Genomic DNA, 18,596 nt, shown 5'->3' on the forward strand with positions numbered 1-18,596 from the left:
GGTCTACAATGGCCGCCGTTGCCCGTTGAACGAGAGAGTCATGGCCAAGAAGACCTACCCCGAGAGTTTTGCGCATCCCCGTTACTGGCCGGCCTGGCTGGGAATCGGGGCCATGAAGGCCTCGGCCTTCCTGCCCTGGTGCGCCAAGCTGTGGCTGGGGCGCGGCATCGGTGAGCTGGCATGGCGTTTCGGCAAGCGTCGTCGCCATATCACGGACACCAATCTCAAGCTGTGCTTCCCCGAATGGAGCGAAGCGGAGCGTGCGCGTCAGGTACGCAAGACCTTCCATGCCAACGGCATCGGCATCTTCGAGACCGCCACGGGGTGGTGTCGAGACCCGGAGCACATGCGCGACCGCGTGACCTTCAAGGGTCAGGAGCACATGGAGCGCGCCATGGCGCAGGGCAAGGGCGCGCTCATCGTGGGCATCCATTTCTCGACACTGGATCTCGGTGGCGCACTGCACTCGCTGTTCTTCCCGGCCGATGTCGTCTATCGCCCGCATGACAACCCGCTGTTCGAGCGTTTCATGACGCGCGCGCGCAATGGCATCTTCGGCACCGCCATCGACCGTCATGACCTGCGGGGTGTGGTGCGCCGCATCAAGAGCGGGCATGGCGTGTGGTATTCGCCGGATCAGGATTTCGGTCGGGACGTCAGCGTCTTCGCGCCGTTCTTCGGTATCGATGCCGCCTCCATCAAGCTGACGGCCAAGATCGCCCGCATGACAGGGGCGCCGGTGATGCCCTTGATGTTCCATCGCAATCCGGACAATCGTACCTATACGCTGGAGTATCTCCCGGCACTCGACAACTTCCCGAGTGGCGATGATGTCGCAGATGCCACGCGCATCAATGCCTTCATCGAGGGGGCGATCCGCAAGCATCCCGAGCAGTACCTGTGGTTGCATCGCCGTTTCAAGACTCGTCCAGAGAAATCCGATCCGTCCCTGTATTGAGGTGAACCATGAGCAATGACACGTCTTCTCTCGCCACTCTGGCCGATGTCGAAGCACGCCTGGCGGCCGGCGATACCTTCGTCCTCAATCAGATTGCGCAGTGGTGCCCGGACTGCACCGTGCGTCAGCGTCCGGCGCTGCCGGCCTTCGAGGCGGCCCTGGCGCGAGGTGGTCTGCCGCTGGTGAGTCTGTGCGTGCAGGAGACTCGCGGAGTCTATCTGAGTGAGGCACATGCGCAGCTGAGCGAGCGCATCGGTGGGGCGGGCTATCCGCGTACGCTGCTGGTGAAGGAAGGGCGGCCTGCCAGCGTGGACAGTGGCCTGAATCGGGTCGAGGTCATGAGCGAGCCGGAGCTCATCGCCTATGCCGAGGCCATGATCGCGGCGCTGTACATGACATAAGGAATTGCCATGCTCAACTATGCCATCATCTTTCTGATCGTTGCCGTGATTGCCGCCGTACTCGGCTTTGGCGGTATCGCGGGTACTGCGGCCACCATCGCCAAGGTACTGTTCGTCGTCTTCCTGGTGCTGTTCCTGGTGTCGTTCTTCAAGGGGCGTCGCAAGCCCTGATCACCACGGGGTACCTGGCAGCGTCAGACGATGATGCCCGGCCTTGAGGCCCTGCTCGATGAAGCGCCTGTCCACCTCGAACTGTGCCTGGGCAAGGATGGCCTCCACCACCTTGTCGGCATGTTGTTGCAGCAATGCCAGTTGCGCGTCATCGCTGCCCAGCAGTGACAGTGTCTTGAGCAGCGAGAGCAGCGCCAGACAGATCGAGAGGTCATCACGACCATAGTGCAGGATGGGGGAGATGCTGCGGTAGAGCAGACTGTCGAAGCTCTCCATCTCCCAGCTGACCCGTATGTGATCTTCCTCATCCACGCAGCAGTTGCACAGGGGCAGCTGCATGCGCTCACTGAGCAGTTCGGTGAGTTGATGCAGGCACAGGCGTGCGGTGCCCGGATCATTGATGCCGGGAGACAGCGCCTTGATGGCGACTTCCATCAGCTGGGTCAGGCCGTGCTCGTGAAGGTCATCGACGGATTCCCCATCCAGATAGCCCAGTGCCGCGCGCAGCTTCTTGATCAGTCCTGCCTGATGGTGCTCATCGAGCTCATCACCCGCCGAGACGCCTTCGGGCAGGCCCGCAGGCCATTCGATGCGCATCAGCGGCATGCCACTGACGATGAAGGCCCCGAGCGCGAAGTCCAGGTGCACGATCATGTCGTGGTCGATGGCCAGCTGGCGAAGGGCCGCGAAATCGACCTGCTGCACATAGCCGCGTCGCTTTGCTCTCAGCAGCTGACAGCGTGACGTGTCGCGAGTGATCTGGCGCTCGCCGAAACCGTCGTGGCGATTGCGCTCTCGCAGTCGTTCAAGCGAGACCCGCGTGCGCCCGGACAGGCGGCGAGCCACGGCATTGATCTGCACGGATTGTGATGCCTGGTGGATGAAGTAGATGAACATCCCGAGGCAATTGACCATCATCAACACGCCCAGATAGACCGCGATGGAGCGCCATAGCGTTGGCGAATCGCCGGTATTGGGTACCATCAGGTTGATGAGCAGGAACAGCAGACTGCCCAGATAATGTCCCAGCACCAGCTGATGGTGACGCTCGGTCACCAGCCCCAGCAGCAACTTGTGGGAGAACTGTGCGCCCGCCTGGGTCAGCACGCTCATCACCATGGTGAAACTGAAGACCATCAGCGAAATGAGCCCGCCGACCAGTGCCGCCAGCAGGGTGCGCGGCGTGTCGTGCTCCTTGAAGGTCAGGGCATTCAGCATCTCGCTGGCTGGCAATTCATGTGGCTCGGGGAGGCCGGAAGGCAGCACCGAGATCAAGCCAAGCAGGATATAGAGCGTCGCCAGCAGGCTTGGCAGATAGGCGATGCTGGTGGTGAAGGTGCGTAACCACATCAGCGGCTGTTGCAGCCAGCGATTCATGGGCAATTCCTGAATCAGGCATCGATACGCTTGTACTTCATGCGCTTGGGCGCATCGTTGCCGACACGCGCATGGTAATCCTCTTCGTACTCGCTGTAGCTGCCCTCGAAGAACACCACGTTGGAGTCCCCTTCGTAGGCGAGGATGTGGGTCGCGATGCGATCCAGGAACCAGCGGTCGTGCGAGATGACCAGTGCACAGCCCGGGAAGGCGAGCAGCGCCTCTTCCAGTGCACGCAGGGTCTCGATGTCCAGATCGTTGGACGGCTCATCCAGCAGCAGCACGTTGGCGGCCTGCTTGAGCGTCTGCGCCAGCTGCAGACGACCACGCTCACCACCGGACAGATCAGACAGACGCTTCTGCTGATCCGTGCCCTTGAAGTTGAAGCGGCCGACATAGGCGCGCGACGAGACTTCATGGCCATTGATGTTGAGCATGTCCTGGCCGCCGGAGACGGCTTCCCAGACAGTCTGATTGTCTTCCAGGCCATCACGCAGCTGCTCGACGTAGGCGATCTTGACGGTCTCGCCCAGCACCACTTCGCCGCTGTCCGGGGTTTCCTTGCCGGTCACCAGCTTGAACAGCGTGGACTTGCCCGCACCGTTGCCGCCGACGATACCGACGATGGCACCCTGGGGAATGGTGAAGGACAGGTCGTCGAACAGCAGCTTGTCCTCGAAACGCTTGGTGACGTTGTGCAGCTCGATGACCTTGTCGCCCAGACGCGGTCCCGGCGGAATGTAGATCTCGTTGGTCTCGTTGCGCTTCTGGAAATCACCGGACTGCATTTCCTCGAAGCGGTTGAGACGCGCCTTGCTCTTGGCCTGACGACCCTTGGGATTCTGGCGAACCCACTCGAGCTCCTGCTGGATGGCCTTGTTGCGTGAGGCTTCCTGCTTGGCTTCCTGCTGCAGGCGAGCGTCCTTCTGCTCCAGCCACGAGGAATAGTTGCCTTCGAAGGGAATGCCCTGGCCACGGTCGAGCTCGAGAATCCAGCCCGCGACATTGTCGAGGAAGTAACGGTCGTGGGTGATGGCGACCACGGTGCCGGCGTAATCGTGCAGGAAGCGCTCCAGCCAGGCGACGGACTCGGCGTCCAGGTGGTTGGTCGGCTCATCCAGCAGCAGCATGTCGGGGCTCGAGAGCAGCAGGCGGCAGAGGGCGACACGGCGGCGTTCACCACCGGACAGCACGCCGACATTGGCATCCCACGGCGGCAGGCGCAGCGCTTCGGCGGCCACTTCCAGCTTGCGCTCGAGGTTGTGGGCGTCGGAGGCCTGGATCAGGTCCTCGAGCTTGGCCTGACGCGCGGCGAGGGCGTCGAAGTCGGCGTCCGGCTCGGCGTAGGCGGCATAGACTTCATCCAGCTCCGCCTGGGCATTCTTGATGTGGGCCAGAGATTCCTCGACGCACTCGCGCACGTTCTTGGAATCATCGAGCTCCGGCTCCTGGGGGAGGTAGCCGACATTGAGGCCCGGCATGGGACGCGCTTCGCCGTTGTAGTCCTGATCCACGCCGGCCATGATGCGCAGCAGCGAGGACTTGCCCGAGCCGTTGAGACCGAGCACACCGATCTTGGCACCCGGGAAGAAGGACAGCGAGATGTCCTTGAGAATCTCGCGCTTCGGGGGGACGACCTTGCCCACCCGGTTCATGGTATAGACGTATTGCGCCATGGAATCCCAATTTGGTTGGAGAATGGAATGACGCGCTGATGATAGTGCCCGTGGTCACGCTTGACCAGTCAGGGCGAGGCGCTCACTCCTCCTCTCCCCAGTCACTGGCGTCCAGCAGGTCATCATCATCCGCTTCATCGTCCCAGCCTTCACGGATGGAGCGTGCCAGCGCACGTTCTTCCAGCAGGGCTTCGAGGCGCTGGCGTGAGTCGCTGCGCTGGGGCCTGGCGGGGGTGGAGCTGGAAGACAGTTCGAAGTCCACGTCGTTGGTGGCTTCCTCCGCCAGGGCGGTAGCATCGATATCGTCGAGGAATTGTTCGCGGGCCATGGGCGGACCTCCCGATCATGAATCAGTCTGCCAGACGCGAGGCGTCAGACACCGCCTGCGCAGTGATCACTCGACATCGCTCTTGCGGGCTTCCCGCAGGCGCTCCAGCTCCTCATGCGCGGTCATCAGGCTGGTGACATCCTTTTGGACACCGACGAAGTACTGGAGATTGTCGTGCTCGTCGAAGACCGGTGTCATGGAGAGTTCGTTCCAGAACAGGCTGCCATCCTTGCGATAGTTGCGCAGTATCTCGCGGCACGGGCGCTTGTCGCGCAGCGCGGCACGGATGTTGTCCAGCTGTGGCTGGTCACGGTCGTCATTCTGCAGAAAACGGCAATCGCGGTAGAGAATCTCGTCGGCGCTGTAACCGGTAAGGCGCTCGAAGCCCTGATTCACGTAGATCAGGATGTTCTCGTCACCTTCCTGTTCGGCCACCACGATGCCATCGTCCGAGGCATTCACCACTCTCTCGAGCAGCTCGGGGCTGATCATGTGGGGTCTTTTCATCTGGCACTGATCCTTGCGGCTAAAGAACCCGGCCCTTGTGACCGAGCCCGAGAGTACGGGTATCGGGTGCCTGTCCGTGTGCCCGGACATTCCAGCACCATCATCGGTTTCACTATGGCGGGGAGACGCGGCTTATGCAATCGCAGCCGCTAATGTGTCGGGGGCCAGCGTCTGTCCCGGGCCCTCAGTCGTCTTCCACTTCCGGCAGACGTTGCGCACACAGGGCGGCCGCCGTGGCGACACCGGCCAGAATCAGCAGCAGCCACTCGCTGCCCAGCCATTGGGCCAGACCGCCGATGGCCAGACCCAGCACCAGCATCAGCACGCCGGTGAGGGTGTTGGACAGAGCCACGTAGAGCGCGCGATTGTCAGCGCTGGCGAGATCCACCACGTAGGTCTTGCGTCCCAGACGGATGCCGGAATGTGCGATCACCAGCAACCCGTAGACCACGGCATAACTCCAGACGCTGTCGGAAAGCGCTCCGGGCCACCACACCATGCTGCCGGCCAGCGCGCAGCACACGGCGGCACCGGCGCCGGCGTTGCGCATCACGCGCCGACTCGAGGTATCGGCAAGCTTGCCCCAGATGGGGCTGGCGACCATGCCCGCCAGGCCTGACACGACCACCAGTACCCCGAGTCCGCCGAGGCTTTCGCCACTCTGCTGCTGGCCCAGCAGCGCGATGTAGGGGAGGGCCAGGGCACTTGAGAGCAACAGCGCACGCGCCAGATTGAAATTGCGGAAGGCGGCGTCATGGCGCAGCTGGCTGAACCCCTGGCGCACGGTGTCCCAGGCATTGGCACCGCCGCTGGTGGCGCCGCGATCTTCCTTGATCAGCGCCGCGCAGAAAGCATTCAGGCTCCAGCCCAGTGCCGCGATCGCCATCAGGGTGGCAAGCACCTGTTGACCGGGCTGCTCGCCCAGCAGCATCAGAACACCCCCCGCGAGCAACGTCATGGCGCCGGCCAGGCTGCCACTCCATCCCATCAGGCGGCCACGGCGCTGCTTGGCGATCGTCTTGCCCAGCACGTCCTTGGTGGCGATGGAGGCCACGCCACGCCCCAGTGACAGCACGACCAGACACCCCAGCACCAGGCCACCGGCCAGGCTGCCGCCCAGGCCACTGTCACCGTCGCCTCGAGAGAGCAGCGTGATGATCACCAGGCTGAAGGCCATCAGCGCTTGCAGCACGGACCCCGCGACCCAGACCCATTTGCGCCGCGGGAGCGGGCGGATGAAGCCCGCCACCACCAGTTGCGGCAGCAGGGCGCCGGCTTCACGAATCGGCACCAGCAGCCCCACCATCCACACCGGGGCGCCGATCAATCCCAGCAGCCACGGCAGCACCAGGCGTGCACTTGCCAGCTCGTCGGCCAGCTTGGTCCCCAGCGAGGCCAGCAGATGGCGCCAGACATTGCCGGGCTGCTGATGGCAGGCATCCTCGGAGATATCCTTGCACATGCGCGAGTCTTCATCGCCGGTCATGCGCTCGAAGAAGCGGCTCTGGGCGCCGCGATTGGAACGCTCGCTCTCATGGATCAACCGTCCACGCTCAAGATTCGCATTCACTACTGCACCGGCTGCAACTGGCTGCTGCGCGCGGCCTGGTATGCCCAGGAACTGCTCTCCACCTTCGGGGAAGCGCTGGATGAGGTCGCTCTCGCGCCCAGTCACGGCGGACACTTCGAGGTGCTCTGCCAGCCTGCGCCTGACGCCGAATGGCAGGTGCTCTGGGAGCGCAAGCGGGATGGCGGCTTCCCGGACAGCCGTGACCTCAAGCAACGCGTGCGTGATGTGCTCGACCCGGAGCGCGATCTCGGTCATATCGACCGCGCCAGCCGCGAACAGGGCTCACCACCATTTCTTGCGCTTGAGCAGCCACATCTGCATCGCGACGACCCCAAGCGTCATGCCGACGAACAGCGTGAAGCCCCATGGGCTCTCGCTGCCGGGAATCCCGCCGACATTGACGCCCAGCAGTCCGGTGAGGAAGCCCAGCGGCAGGAAGACGGCGGTGATGACGGAGAGCAGGTACATGCGCTGGTTGAGCTGCTCGTTGTGCTCACTCATGCGCTGCTCGTGAAGGATCAGGGCGCGTTCCTGCATGGCCTGAAAGTCCTCCACGTAACGCGACAGCTGGTTGGCGATCTCGCGCAGGTCCAGTCGCGCCTGCTCATCGATCCACAAGGGCCCCTGAGCCAGCTGGGCCAGGCAGTCGCGCTGAGGCCCCATGAAGCGCCGCAGGGTGATCAACGGGCGGCGCAGCCGCGTGATGTCGTCGGGATCGATCTCCACGTCATTGAGCTGATCCTCCTCGAGGATCGCCAGTTGATCGTCAAGGCGGTGGCTTAGCTCGGCGACGCGATCGACCAGCGCATCGCTGATCATCGCCAGCAGCCAGGAGATGTTTTCGGCTCCCTGGCCGGCTTCCAGCTGCTCGCGTACCTGGGTGATCGACTGGAAGGGGCGTCGGCGCAGGGTGATCAGGCGAGTCGGGCTCATCCACAGGCGCAGGGACAGCAGGTCTTCCGGCGCGGCACCCGGGTTGAGATTGATGCCGCGCAGGGTGGTGACGATGCCGCCGCCGAAACGTGCGACGCGTGGGCGTGTGTCCAGCTCGGTGAGGGCCTCGATGCTGGGATCATCCAGCTGCGCGATGCCGGCGAGATAATCATTGACGTCGCCTCGCGTGTAATCGAGGTGCATCCAGATCAAGGCCTCCGGCTCCTGCCAGGCCTGGCGCAGCTCATCATCGCTCAAGAGGGTCGCGCTGCCCTTGCCGTCGAGACGGTAGGCGCTGACCAGCGCCGTGGAGGGGGGATCCACCGCCAGGATGGCGGTGTCCGAATTGCGAGGAAGCATGCCATGAGTCAGGACAGGGAGGCCATGCTCTATGGTCTGGGAGCGGTCGGGTTGTGGTCGACCGTGGCAACGGCCTTCAAGCTGGCGCTGGCGCAGATGTCTCCGCTGGAGCTGGTGTGGCTGGCAGCGCTGGTCTCCTGGCTGTTGATCGGCGTGCTGATGTGGCGTCAGGGTCGGCTGCGCGAGGCGCTCGCCAGCGGCTGGAAAGGCGGCTGGCGGACAGCGGCCTGGGCCGGACTGATGAACCCGGTCGGCTATTATCTGGTGCTGTTCGGCGCCTATGCACGTCTGCCGGGGCAGGAGGCCATGGCGCTCAACTATACCTGGGCACTGGCGATGGCCTTTCTTGCCGTGCCGATCCTCGCGCAGCGCCTGACGCGCATCGATGTCGCGGCAGGGCTGATCGCCTACGCCGGGGTGTGGACCATCGCCACCCGCGGGCAGGTGTTCGATGTCGCCTTCGCCGACCCCCTCGGCGTCGGACTGGCGCTGGGCTCGACCCTGCTGTGGGCCCTCTACTGGCTGCTGAACGCGCGGGATGCCCGCGCCCCGCTGGTCGCCCAGTGGCAGAACTTCAGCGTCGCCTTGCCGGTCCTGACCTTGCTGGTGGCCATCGGGCCGGGGTTTGGCAACTTCATCGGGGAAGACGCCAATCCTCAGGCGCTGATGGCCGGGCTCTATGTCGGCCTGTGCGAGATGGGCATCGCCTTCGTGCTCTGGCAGCTGGCGGTCCACAAGGTGTCGCGTACCGCCAAGGTCTCCAATCTGATCTTCCTGTCTCCCCCCGTGTCGTTGACGCTGCTGCACTTCATCGTCGGCGAGCCGATCCTGACCTCGACACTCGCGGGGCTGGTGCTGATTCTGGCAGGCCTGGGCCTGCAGCAGCTGCAGAAGGCGCCGGAGACACTGTCACACACGACATGAGCGCGCCCCGCCCGCGCCTGCATCCTCAGGGGCGTACTAGTCCGTGGGCAGGATCAGACGGCCGGCATCCACCACGATCAATGGGTCCGGCGTGCCGATCAGCCGTGTGTCCTTGCCGGGGTAGTCGAGCTGGCTGAGCACATGGCGCAGTGCGCCGATGCGAGCACGACGCTTGTCATCGGAGCGAATCAGCGTCCAGGGCGCGTGGCGACTGTGGGTACGCGCGAACATCGCCTCGGCCGCGGTGGTGTAGTCGTCCCACTTCTCCTGGGCCACGGCGTCCATCGGTGACAGTTTCCAGCGCGTCAGTGGGTCGGCGGCGCGCTTGGCGAAACGATTGGACTGCTCTTCCCGGGAGACCGAGAAATAGAGCTTGACCAGATGCAGGCCATCCTCGACCCACAGGCGCTCCTGCTGTGGCACCTGGATGAGAAAACGCTCGACCTCGTCAGGGCTGGCGAAGCGCATCACCGCCTCGACTCCTGCACGGTTGTACCAGCTGCGATCGAACAGCACGACTTCACCACTGGTGGGAAAGCGCGAGACGTAGCGCTGGAAGTACCACTGTCCCTTCTCCGTCTCGTTGGGCTTGTCCAGTGCCACGATGCGCGCGAAACGCGGGTTGAGGTATTCCATGAAGCGCTTGATGGTACCGCCCTTGCCGGCGGCGTCACGCCCCTCGAACACGATGGCAAGCCGCTCGCCACTGTCACGCAGCCAATGCTGGACCTTGAGCAGCTCGATCTGCAGGGCCCGCTTCTCGGCCTCGTAGACCTTGCGCTTGAGCCGCTTGTCGTAAGGGTAGGCGTCGCTGGAGACCGGCCCGAGCGTCATGTGGGGAGTTTCGGTGGCAGGTAGCGCGAGCGGCTTGAGCGTCGGCCAGATGTTGTCCAGCAACCTCGGCTGGGCCTTGGCCGTCGGGTGGATACGGTCCTGTTGCATCAGTTTCTGGCCGGCCGGTGCCGTGGCGATGCCCTCGAGAATGAAGGGCACCAACGGCACGGAGTATTCGTCGGCCAGCGCCCGATAGACTTGGCGGAAGGCGTCGGTATAGGCCGGGCCATAGTTGGGCGGGATCTCGATCCCCAGCAGCACGGGCTGGGCGCCGGCATCTTCCACGGCATCGATCATGCTGGCCAGATTGGATTGCATGCGCGCAGGTGGAAGGCCGCGCAGGCCATCGTTGCCGCCCAGTTCGATCATTACCAGCGAAGGGTCGTGTCGGTCGAGCAGTGCCGGCAGGCGATTCAGGCCGCCTTCGGTGGTATCGCCGCTGATGCTGGCATTGATGACCTCCGGCGCATCGTTGCCCAGGGTGTCCTCGAGGCGCTCGTCGAGCAACGCGACCCAACCCCGGCTGCTGTCGATGCCGTAGCCGGCCGAGAGGGAGTCGCCGACCACCAGCCAGGGAGCCGGCGCCTCTGCCAGCGCCACCTGAGGCGCCAGCACGGCCACGAGGGTCAGTGCCGAACTGGCAAGCGCATTGCGCAGCCGCGTGAGTCCGGCAGTCTTGCGCGCGGCGCGCGGTTCGGCGACTCGGGACAGACGTTGCGTTTCACGGCGATTCACCAGCCATCTCTGCATTCCTCATCTCCATCATCTGCACACGTTTCACATCCGTTTCGGGGACTGGCGTTCATGGCCATCCCGTTCACTACCATAAGCGAGCAGACACGATGTCACATAACGCCTCCATTAACGACGCCCCCTTTGCGTCGGATCATGCGTCCGCCGACGGCAGTCCTCAATGTCACGGGTCTGACCCAGCGTGTCGCCAGCGGTGACGGCCAGTTGACCATTCTTGAAGATCTAGAGCTTGCCGTGGCAGCCGGCGAGAGCGTGGCGATCATCGGGGCCAGCGGTTCCGGAAAATCCACGCTGCTGGGGTTGCTGGCGGGGCTGGACAGTCCGACCCAGGGCGATATTCGCCTGTTCGGCACCTCGCTTGCCGGATTGGATGAAGACGGGCGTGCGGCGCTGCGCGCGGGGCAGGTGGGCTTCGTGTTCCAGAATTTCCAGCTGCTGCCGACCCTGACGGCGTTGGAGAACGTGCTGATGCCGCTGGAGCTGGCGCCCCGGGGCGATATCGAGGCCAAGGCACGTGACTGGCTGGCGCGGGTCGGGCTGGGAGAGCGTCTTGATCACCTGCCGCGTCATCTGTCTGGCGGCGAGCAGCAGCGGGTGGCGATCGCCCGCGCTTTCGTGGCGGGACCGGGGCTGGTGTTCGCCGATGAGCCCACCGGCAATCTGGATACCGCTACCGGTGATCGCATCGCGGAGCTGCTGTTCACGCTCAACCGTGAGCGCGGCACCACGCTGATTCTGGTCACCCATGATCTGACCCTGGCCAGGCGCTGTGATCGCTGTCTGACGCTGGAAGCCGGCAAGCTGGTCGAATGGCAGGACGATGCCTCGGCACCTGCGGTAGCCACACCGCAAGGAGGGCAGCATGACTGATGCCAGCATGACATCTGACGCGCGATCGCCGCGCGGGGGCGCCATGCGTCTGCCGCTTGCGTTGCGTGGCCTGCTGCGGGACCTGCGTGCCAGTGATGTGCGGGCGCTGTTTCTGGCGTTGATGCTGGCGGTGGCCGCGACCACCATGATCGGCTTCTTTCTGGATCGTCTGGATCGTGGCCTCACGCGCCAGGCGGGACAGCTGCTGGGGGGAGATCTGGTGCTGGAGTCCAGCAATCCACTGGACCCGCGTTTCCGGCAGGCCTTCGAGGAGGCCGGGCTCGAGATGTCGCCGCAGCTGGGCATGGTCTCGATGGCCTCGCATGGCGACAGCTTCGTGCTCTCGAGCCTCAAGGCAGTCTCGCCGGGGTATCCGCTGATGGGGCAGGTCGAGCTTGCCTCCGATACCCGCCACGCGCCCCGCCATCCCGCCACCCGGGGAGGCCTGGCTGGTGCCACGCCTGGCCACGGCGCTGGGAGTGTCGCCGGGGGATACCCTCACCGTGGGACGCAAGACCCTGACCCTGACCGGCCTGATCACTCGTGAGCCGGACCAGCAGGGCGGTTTCTCCGAATTCAGCCCGCGCCTGATGTTCAACATGGCGGATCTCGAGGCGACCGGTCTGATCCAGCCCGGTTCACGCATGGAATATCGCCTGCTGGCCGCTGGCGATCCGGCGGCGGTGCAGCAGGCGCGCGATGCCATCGCGCCGCTGCTGGCGAGTGCCGACAATGCCGAGGTGCGCCTCAAGGACGTGCGTGAGGATCGCCCGCGACTGGGGCGCTCATTGGAGCGTGCCGACAAGTATCTGAGTCTGGCCGGGCTGGTGGCGGTGCTGCTGGCCGGGGTCGCGGTGGCGATGTCGACGCGCCGCTATGTGGAACGCCATCTGGACAGTGCCGCGCTATGGCGCTGCTTCGGGGCTTCCCAGCGTCAGCTGTCACGGTTGTTTGCCGCTCAGCTTGGCTGGCTGGCGCTGCTGGCCAGCACCCTGGGGGCCGTATTGGGGCTGCTGGGGCAGATGGGGCTGGTGGCACTGCTGGAGCGCTTCCTGCCGCTGGAGCTGCCGGCGCCGGGCCCCTTGCCGCTGGCATTGGGGATTCTGACGGCACTGGCGGTGCTGGCCGGCTTCGCCGGTCCGATGCTGCTGCGCCTGCGTCAGGTCAGTGCGCTCAAGGTGCTGCGGCGTGAACTGGCCCCGCTGCCGGCCTCGGCGTGGGTGGTGGTGGCGATGGCCAGTCTGGTGTTCGGCGCCTTGATGTGGCTCTACTCGGGCGATCTCATGCTGGCGGCCGGGTTGCTGGTCGGCGGCATCATCGGGCTGGGTCTGTTGCTGGTGGTGGGGCAGCTGCTGCTGTCACTGATGGTCAAGGTGGTGGCGCGTACGCGGGGACAGGGTGGCTGGAGTCGGCCGGTCCGTCTGGCGGGCGGGTTGCTGGCGCGGCGTCGCGGCGCCAGTCTCGGTCAGCTGGTGGCCTTCGCCGTCACCTTCGCGGCCGTGGCACTGATCGCGCTGGTGCGTGGTGATCTGATCAGCCGCTGGCAGGCGCAGATTCCGGCCAATGCCCCCAACCACTTCGCCATCAACATCCAGCCGGGCCAGCAGCAGGCCTTCGGCGAGGAGCTGTCGGCCATCGTGGAGGCGCAAGGCACCGGGGAGGCTGAAGCCTCACGCGGCGTGCCCCAGCGAGAGCTCAATCTCACCTGGCATCGTGATCTGCCTGATCACAACCGCGTGACGGCAGGTGACTGGGCGCCGCTCGAGGACTTCGCGGATGCCGAACCCTCGCGCCGTCAGGCCATCGCCGAGGCGCAGGGGGTGCCGGTCTCGATGGAGGAAGACCTGGCGCAGCGCATGGGACTGTCCATCGGCGATAGCCTGTCGTTCACCATCGGCAGCGAGACCCTCAAGGCGCAGGTGGTCAATCTGCGCCATGTGGACTGGGACAGCTTCATGCCCAACTTCTATGTGATCTTCCCGCCCGGGGCGCTCGAGAGCTTCGCCCACAGCTACATGACGGCGTTTCATCTCGAGGAGGAGGGAGCGCTGGCACCGCTGGTGCGCGATTACCCCAGCGTGTCCCTGATCAACATCGACGCGATTCTCACGCGGGTGCAGGAGCTGATCGCCCAGGTCTCGCGGGCCGTCGAGCTGATTCTCGGTCTGGTACTGCTGGCCGGTGCCAGCGTGCTCTACGCGGCCCTGGTGGCCAGCCGCCCCGCACGAGAACACGAAGGCGCGCTCTACAAGGTATTCGGTGCCGGGCAGAGCCTGCTGGCCCGTCTGCAGGCTGCCGAGTTCGTGCTGCTGGGGGCATTGAGCGGTCTGCTGGGTGCGATGCTGGCGGAAGGCGCGGCGGTCGGGCTCTATTCCGGCTGGCTGGGCCTGCCGGTGGTGCTGCATCCGTGGCTGTGGCTCGGCCTGCCGCTGATCGGCGCTGTGCTGGTCGGCGGGCTGGGCTTCTGGCTGTCGCGGGAAGTGCGCCGCCAGCCGCCCATGGCAGGGCTGCGCGCCCTGCAGTGAGCACGGAAAGGCAGCATCAGCGCAGTGCATGACGCCGCCGCAGGATGGCCTCGGCCTCGGGATCGTCGTGTCGATCGTGAGGCCATCTTGCGTTAACAATGATGCTGATTCATGTGAATCGGACCGCCGGCTGAGGTATCATGCTGGTCCTGATCTTACCCCTAGATGGCGATCCGGCCGCGCCGGAATTCGCTGTCGTCATCACCCTTCAGGCGAGGACACCCGATGTTCACCCGTGACATGCAGATTGCCGGTTTTGATGATGCGCTCCTGAGCGCCATGGACGACGAAGTCGTTCGCCAGGAAGCTCACATCGAGCTGATCGCCTCCGAGAACTACGCCAGCCCCCGTGTCATGCAGGCGCAAGGCTCCCAGCTGACCAACAAGTACGCGGAAGGCTACCCGGGCAAGCGTTACTACGGCGGTTGCGAGTTCGTCGACAAGGTCGAGCAGCTGGCCATCGATCGCGCCTGCGAACTGTTCGGTGCCACCTACGCCAACGTTCAGCCGCACGCCGGTTCCCAGGCCAACAGTGCCGTCTTCCAGGCGCTGGTCTCGCCGGGCGACACCATTCTGGGCATGAGCCTGGACGCGGGTGGTCACCTGACTCACGGTGCACGTCCGAACTTCTCCGGCAAGCACTACAACGCCGTGCAGTACGGTCTGGGCGAGAACGGCCTGATCGACTACGCCGAAGTCGCGCGTCTGGCGCGTGAGCACAAGCCGAAGATGATCATCGCCGGCTTCTCCGCCTACTCCCAGATCATCGACTGGGCCGAGTTCCGCAAGATCGCCGACGAAGTCGGTGCCTACCTGCTGGTCGACATGGCCCACGTGGCCGGTCTGGTCGCCGCCGGTGTCTACCCGAGCCCGCTGCCCCACGCCCACGTCGTCACCACCACCACGCACAAGACCCTGCGCGGTCCGCGTGGCGGCCTGATCCTGTCTGCCGAAGGCAATGCCGACATCGAGAAGAAGCTGAACTCCGCCGTCTTCCCGGGTGGCCAGGGTGGTCCGCTGATGCACGTCATCGCGGCCAAGGCGATCTGCTTCAAGGAAGCGATGGATCCGTCCTTCAAGACCTACCAGCAGCAGGTCGTCAAGAACGCCCAGGCCATGGCGTCCGTGTTCCTGGAGCGTGGCTTCGAAGTCGTCTCCGGCGGCACCGAGGATCACCTGTTCCTGCTGTCACTGGTCAAGCAGGGCCTGACCGGCAAGGACGCTGATGCGGCACTGGGCCGTGCCCACATCACCGTCAACAAGAATGCCGTGCCGGGTGACCCGCAGTCGCCGTTCGTCACCTCCGGTCTGCGTATCGGCACCCCGGCCGTCACCACGCGCGGCTTCAAGGAGCAGGAGTGTCTGGATCTGGCGGGCTGGATCTGCGACATCCTCGAGGCGATGGTCGCTGGCGATTCCGCCGCTGCCGAAGCCGAGGTACAGGCCAAGGTCTCCGAGGTCTGTGCACGTCTGCCGGTCTACGCCTGAGAACGCCTGTCGCGAAAGCGGCAGGCGTTTTTTTGTGCCCGGCTCACGTCCAGTGAATAATCCTTGCGCAACATGGAGTTGCGTAAAGGTGTGACCAAAGTCGGGTCTCACCCTTGGTCTAAGGTGTCTTGTTGGCATGTCTGACATGGGCTATTCCTTGACGGACAAGAGCGCACCGCGACCCATCCTGCGAGGGAGGTGAGCGAGCCACAATTGACGCGCCACGCCATCAAGGAACGTTCGATCATGCCCACGCCACCCAGGAGTGCTGCAGGCGGCCACCCGCGTGCCAGCACGTCATCCCCAACGTCAGCGTCCGCCAGTGAATCGTCGACCACCGCCCGTGTCGATGTGGCGGAATGGCTGGCGCAGGCCATCTTCGAGAATCGTTATCCGCCGGGCAGTCTGATCCCTCGTGAGCTGGATCTCTGCGATCAGCACGCCCAGAGCCGCGCCACCGTACGCACCGCGATCCAGAGTCTGGTCAATGCCGGCATCCTGACCCGCACCACCGGGCAGGGCACGCGCGTTAATCCGCTCAGCGAGTGGCATCTGCTCGACCCACGCGTCACCGGCTGGATGACACGCTATGCGATGCCGCATCCGCAGCTGGCACGGGATATCTACGCCTTCCGCATTTCCATCGAACCCTTCGTTGCCGCACTGGCGGCCACCGAGGCCACCGCCCAGGACCTGTCCGCCATCGAGCAGGCCTACGACGGCATGGCGGCGGCGGTGCATGGCGGCAGCGCCATGGAGGAGTTCGATCGCGCCGATATCGCCTTCCATGACGCCATCTTCGCCGCGACCCACAACGTCATCTGGGCGCAGCTCGGCCATGTGCTCAAGCCCTCGATCAGCCTGCTGGTGGCGACTTCCAATCACAATGCCTCGGAGCTGGGCGACAGTCTCGGTCGCCATCGTGCGGTGATGGAGGCGATTCGTCTGCGCCAGCCGGAGGCGGCCCATGCCGCGACCCTGCATGTGCTGGATCGCACCGGGCGCGATCTCGGGCTCGCCATGCCCGAGGTGGCCGATGGGCCGCACGGTGTCGGGCGCGCCCAGGAGCCGCTGGAGCTGCTACGTCGTTTCGGTCAGCTGCCCAGTCTCTCCGCCCCTCTGTCAAGAGAGTGACCCGCGCCCTGTAACACGTCATAACAACACGCCAGGAGTTCCACCATGCCGCATTCCACCACGTCCCAACGTCCGTCCCTCGCCTCCGGGCGTTTCGCGCTCAAGGCGCTTGCCCTTTCCACGGCGCTGGCCGCCAGTGCGATGGCCGCGCCCAGCTGGGCGGCCGAGTACGAATGGACCTTCCAGACCTCGGAAACGGCCGGTGAGCCGCAGTTCGAGGTCAAGAAGGCCTGGGCCGAGAACATCAAGACCATGTCGGATGGGCGCATCGCCATCGAGATCCTGCCGGTCAATGCCGTGGTACAGGCCAACCAGACGCTGGACGCCGTCAGCTCCGGCATCCTGCAGGGCCACCTGACGGACCCGTCCTACTTCTCGGGCCAGAATCCGGCCTTCGGCATGCTAGGCAACCTGGTGGGTGCCTGGGGGGATCCGCTGGAATATCTCGAGTACATGCAGCACGGCGGTGGTGAGGCGCTCTACAACGAGCTGGTCGAGCCCTACGGCGTGCATCTGATCGGCGCAGGCGCCACCGGGCTTGAGTCCTTCGTCTCCAAGAAGCCGGTGCGTACCGTCGATGACCTCAAGGGCCTCAAGGTGCGTGCGCCGGAAGGCATGGTCTACAACATCTTCCAGAAGGCCGGTGCAGCCCCCGTCAACCTGCCGGGCTCCGAGGTCTACACCGGTCTCGAGAAGGGCGTGATCGACGCGGCGGATTACACCGTGTTCGCCACCAATGATGACCAGGGCCTGCACAGCTTCGCCAAGTACCCGTCCTATCCGGGCTTCCACTCGCTGCCGATGGTGGCGGTGTCGATGAACAAGGACATCTGGGACGGCCTGCCGGCGGATCTCAAGGCGATCATGGAGACCGCGACTGACTCGATGGCCTACGACATGGTCTTCACCCTCAAGGCGCGTGACCTCAAGGCGGTGAGCGCGGCGCGAGCCAATCCGGATATCGAGGTGATCGACATGGCGCCGGAAGAACGCGCCAAGTTCCGTCGCATCGCCCAGCAGGAGTGGAAGGTATGGGCCGAGAAGAACGAGCTGACCGGCAAGGTCTACGAGTCCGTGGTCACCTTCCTCACCGACCGCAACCTGATGTAAGCAAAGACGCGGGAGATGATGATCGGCGTGCTCACTGGGCGCGCCGATCCTCCTTGAGCAAGCCAGTTAGCAAGGAATTCGATATGGCAGAACATGATGTGGCGTCGCCGGGCCTGCCGGAGGCGTCGGATGACCACGACCCGAATCTGGGCACGCGCACGCCGCTGGACCGACTGGTCGGCAAGGGCACGCGCGCCGCGGCGTGGCTGGTATTGCTGGCGATGGCGATCAGCGTGTTCGAGGTGGTGATGCGCTATGGCCTCGACTCGCCGACCTCCTGGGTCCACGAGACGGTGATCTTCCTGGTCGCGACCAGCTTCGCGCTGGGCGGGCCGGCGGCGCTGGCCAACAACCGCCACATTCGCGTGCGTGTGCTCTACGACCTGGTCGGCACGCGCTTTCGCTACGTGCTGGACTGCTTCAATGACGTGATGACGCTCGTGTTCTGCATGGCGATGAGTTACGCAGGCTGGGTGATGTTCTGGCGCGCCTCGCACAGCCCGCTGGGCGAATGGCAGCTGGAGCGCTCCGGTACCTCGTGGAACCCGCCGTTTCCAGCGCTGACCAAGGGCGTGATCCTGTTCGCGCTGGCGGTGATGACCCTGCAGGCGCTGTGGCATCTCTACCAGACCTTCTTCTCTCCCCGTCCGCCCGAAGGGGGAAGTGACGCACAAGGA

The 18,596-nt window shown here is 64.7% G+C and carries 17 protein-coding genes and 2 pseudogenes; 12 read left to right on the forward strand and 7 right to left on the reverse strand.

All coding sequences use genetic code 11. The annotated features are described in order from the left end of the window. The first annotated feature begins 40 nt into the window (after positions 1-40). Genes lpxL through CU110_RS04085 form a run of 3 tightly spaced genes read left to right on the forward strand, consistent with a single transcriptional unit; the run spans position 41 to position 1,530 of the window. Positions 41-958, forward strand: coding sequence for an LpxL/LpxP family Kdo(2)-lipid IV(A) lauroyl/palmitoleoyl acyltransferase (gene lpxL, locus CU110_RS04075; RefSeq protein WP_077375072.1), 918 nt, complete (start codon positions 41-43; stop codon positions 956-958). Positions 959-966: 8 nt separating this feature from the next. Further along, a complete protein-coding gene (locus CU110_RS04080; RefSeq protein WP_127734647.1) occupies positions 967-1,359 on the forward strand; it encodes a hypothetical protein in 393 nt (130 codons plus the stop codon). 9 nt (positions 1,360-1,368) lie between these two features. Next, a complete protein-coding gene (locus CU110_RS04085) occupies positions 1,369-1,530 on the forward strand; it encodes a DUF1328 domain-containing protein (RefSeq protein WP_084208047.1) in 162 nt (53 codons plus the stop codon). On the opposite strand, the gene CU110_RS04090 is transcribed toward CU110_RS04085, so the two are convergent. The 5 genes from CU110_RS04090 to CU110_RS04110 all read right to left on the reverse strand — a co-directional run bounded on the left by CU110_RS04090 (position 1,531) and on the right by CU110_RS04110 (position 6,904). Further along, a complete protein-coding gene (locus CU110_RS04090) occupies positions 1,531-2,907 on the reverse strand; it encodes a DUF2254 domain-containing protein (protein ID WP_127734649.1) in 1,377 nt (458 codons plus the stop codon). Positions 2,908-2,921: 14 nt separating this feature from the next. Then, on the reverse strand, positions 2,922-4,583 hold the full coding sequence (ettA, locus tag CU110_RS04095) for an energy-dependent translational throttle protein EttA (RefSeq protein WP_077375059.1): 1,662 nt from the start codon (positions 4,581-4,583) through the stop codon (positions 2,922-2,924). 82 nt (positions 4,584-4,665) lie between these two features. Then, positions 4,666-4,911: a hypothetical protein gene (locus CU110_RS04100; RefSeq protein WP_077375056.1), complete on the reverse strand. Its 246-nt coding sequence runs from the start codon at positions 4,909-4,911 to the stop codon at positions 4,666-4,668. A 66-nt stretch (positions 4,912-4,977) separates the two neighbouring features. Beyond that, positions 4,978-5,418 (reverse strand): PAS domain-containing protein, encoded by a 441-nt coding sequence (locus CU110_RS04105; protein ID WP_077375053.1) that lies wholly within the window; start codon positions 5,416-5,418, stop codon positions 4,978-4,980. A gap of 184 nt (positions 5,419-5,602) precedes the next feature. Then, complete coding sequence (locus CU110_RS04110; RefSeq protein ID WP_084208048.1) at positions 5,603-6,904, reverse strand: MFS transporter; 1,302 nt, start codon at positions 6,902-6,904, stop codon at positions 5,603-5,605. Between the two features lie 48 nt (positions 6,905-6,952). On the opposite strand from CU110_RS04110, the pseudogene CU110_RS04115 reads away from it, so the two are divergent. Beyond that, a pseudogene (locus CU110_RS04115) lies at positions 6,953-7,153 on the forward strand (Rdx family protein); the annotation flags it as partial. Positions 7,154-7,270: 117 nt separating this feature from the next. On the opposite strand, the gene CU110_RS04120 reads toward CU110_RS04115, so the two are convergent. After that, positions 7,271-8,281 (reverse strand): zinc transporter ZntB, encoded by a 1,011-nt coding sequence (locus CU110_RS04120; protein ID WP_127734651.1) that lies wholly within the window; start codon positions 8,279-8,281, stop codon positions 7,271-7,273. Positions 8,282-8,284: 3 nt separating this feature from the next. Here CU110_RS04120 and CU110_RS04125 point away from each other — a divergent pair, with 3 nt between their 5' ends. Then, complete coding sequence (locus CU110_RS04125; protein WP_084208049.1) at positions 8,285-9,205, forward strand: DMT family transporter; 921 nt, start codon at positions 8,285-8,287, stop codon at positions 9,203-9,205. Positions 9,206-9,241: 36 nt separating this feature from the next. On the opposite strand, the gene ppk2 is transcribed toward CU110_RS04125, so the two are convergent. Beyond that, positions 9,242-10,789 (reverse strand): polyphosphate kinase 2, encoded by a 1,548-nt coding sequence (ppk2, locus tag CU110_RS17850; protein ID WP_346427159.1) that lies wholly within the window; start codon positions 10,787-10,789, stop codon positions 9,242-9,244. 138 nt (positions 10,790-10,927) lie between these two features. Here ppk2 and CU110_RS04135 point away from each other — a divergent pair, with 138 nt between their 5' ends. From CU110_RS04135 to CU110_RS16540, 7 genes and pseudogenes are all read left to right on the forward strand, one after another. After that, positions 10,928-11,662, forward strand: a complete 735-nt coding sequence (locus CU110_RS04135) for an ABC transporter ATP-binding protein (protein WP_127734653.1) — start codon at positions 10,928-10,930, stop codon at positions 11,660-11,662. Next, positions 11,655-12,209, forward strand: coding sequence for a hypothetical protein (locus CU110_RS17855; RefSeq protein WP_346427160.1), 555 nt, complete (start codon positions 11,655-11,657; stop codon positions 12,207-12,209). The genes CU110_RS04135 and CU110_RS17855 overlap by 8 nt, the downstream gene beginning before the upstream one ends. Then, positions 12,115-14,187 (forward strand): FtsX-like permease family protein, encoded by a 2,073-nt coding sequence (locus CU110_RS04140; RefSeq protein ID WP_346427161.1) that lies wholly within the window; start codon positions 12,115-12,117, stop codon positions 14,185-14,187. The genes CU110_RS17855 and CU110_RS04140 overlap by 95 nt, the downstream gene beginning before the upstream one ends. 225 nt (positions 14,188-14,412) lie before the next feature. Beyond that, the gene (glyA, locus tag CU110_RS04145) at positions 14,413-15,675 is read left to right on the forward strand and encodes a serine hydroxymethyltransferase (protein ID WP_077375029.1); all 1,263 of its coding nucleotides are present in this window, start codon (positions 14,413-14,415) and stop codon (positions 15,673-15,675) included. A 246-nt stretch (positions 15,676-15,921) separates the two neighbouring features. Next, entirely contained in the window at positions 15,922-16,809 is an 888-nt protein-coding gene (locus tag CU110_RS04150; protein ID WP_084209624.1) for an FCD domain-containing protein, read from the forward strand. A gap of 141 nt (positions 16,810-16,950) precedes the next feature. Further along, a complete protein-coding gene (locus CU110_RS04155) occupies positions 16,951-17,919 on the forward strand; it encodes a TRAP transporter substrate-binding protein (RefSeq protein WP_205632764.1) in 969 nt (322 codons plus the stop codon). Between the two features lie 221 nt (positions 17,920-18,140). Beyond that, positions 18,141-18,536 (forward strand): annotated as a pseudogene (locus CU110_RS16540) (TRAP transporter small permease); the annotation flags it as partial. Between the last annotated feature and the right edge of the window lie 60 nt (positions 18,537-18,596).

The sequence above is a fragment of the Cobetia sp. ICG0124 genome (assembly GCF_004006355.1).
Classification (GTDB): domain Bacteria; phylum Pseudomonadota; class Gammaproteobacteria; order Pseudomonadales; family Halomonadaceae; genus Cobetia; species Cobetia marina.